This window comes from Thauera phenylacetica B4P, from assembly GCF_000310225.1.
In the GTDB taxonomy this organism is placed as follows: domain Bacteria; phylum Pseudomonadota; class Gammaproteobacteria; order Burkholderiales; family Rhodocyclaceae; genus Thauera; species Thauera phenylacetica.
Genome location: NZ_AMXF01000468.1, coordinates 1 through 1,257, shown reverse-complemented (window position 1 = coordinate 1,257; position 1,257 = coordinate 1). Strand labels below are relative to the sequence as shown.

Below are 1,257 nucleotides of genomic sequence, written 5' to 3'. Positions count from 1 at the left end.
GCGCCGGGCCTGGGGCGAGCGCCTGCCACCGCTCGGCCGCCTGCTCGCCGCCGCCCTCGCCCACCGCCTGCCGGCGCAGGCCGTGGCGGACGAGATCCGCGCCCAGCTCGACGCCTTCGAGGACGCCTGGGGGGACGCGCCCGACCACGTCGACGGCCACCAGCACGTGCATGTGCTGCCCGGCGTGCGCGAGCCCCTCGTCGCCGAGCTGCTGCGCCGCCACCCGCGCGGCCGCGTGTGGGTGCGCGACTGCGTCGAGCCGCCGCTGCGCTGTCTGCAGCGGCGCGAGGCGGTGGGCAAGGCGTGGTTCATCTCCACCCTCGCGCGCGGGCTCCACCGCCAGCTGCGCGAGGCCGGCCTGCCCTGCAACGAAGGCTTCAGCGGCCTGCACGACTTCTCCGTCGAGCGCCCCTTCGCGCCGAAGATGCGCCGCTTCCTCGCCGCCGCCGGCCCACGCCCGCTGGTGCACGTGCACCCCGGCCGGGTGGACGCGGCGCTGCGCGCCTGCGACCCGCTGACCACCCCGCGCGAGGCCGAGCTCGCCTACCTCGCCTCGGCCGAATATCTCACCGACCTCGCCGCCGCCGGCCTGCATCCGGCGCGCTTCGCGGCGTTCGATGCGCGCGGTGCCGGGACGACGGCCCCGCCCTCCTAGCGCGACGCAGTGCGGCCGGGGCTGCGGCTCCGGATACCACAGCGCTGCGCCCCTTGCCGCAAGACCCCGCCTGGCGGGTCGGCCACCGCGAAGGTCGGCACCGGCGCAGCATGGCCGCCACGAAGGCCTCACCCACGAATTGCACAAGCGCCCGCCCGGTCGATACGATCCCCGCCATGCCGCCGTCCATCCCCTCCCCCGGCCCCGGTGCGGGCCAGCCTGTTCGTCCCTACATCGGCCGCTTCGCCCCCTCGCCCAGCGGCGCGCTGCACTTCGGCTCCCTGGTCGCCGCCGTGGGCAGCTTCCTGGATGCGCGCGCGCATGACGGACGCTGGCTGCTGCGCATCGAAGACGTGGACACCCCGCGCACGGTGCCCGGCGCCGCCGCAGGCATCCTCGCCACGCTGGAACGCTTCGGCTTCGAATGGGACGGCGCGATCGTGCGCCAGAGCGAGCGCGGCGAAGCTTACGCGGCCGCGCTCGAGCGCCTGCGCGCGGCCGGCCTCGCCTATCCCTGCGCGTGCACCCGGCGCGAGCTCGCCGACCAGCCGCTCGCGCGCGACGGCTCGCGCCGCTACCCCGGCACCTGCCGCGACGGCCTG

Annotated in this window: 2 protein-coding genes; both read left to right on the top strand. The window is 76.8% G+C overall.

The genetic code is table 11. The features are described from left to right. Positions 1–655: ChbG/HpnK family deacetylase (locus C667_RS23080; protein ID WP_004389200.1), on the top strand; the 655-nt coding region annotated here is incomplete at its 5' end. A gap of 176 nt (positions 656–831) precedes the next feature. Beyond that, positions 832–1,257: glutamate--tRNA ligase family protein (locus tag C667_RS23075; protein WP_004389199.1), on the top strand; the 426-nt coding region annotated here is incomplete at its 3' end.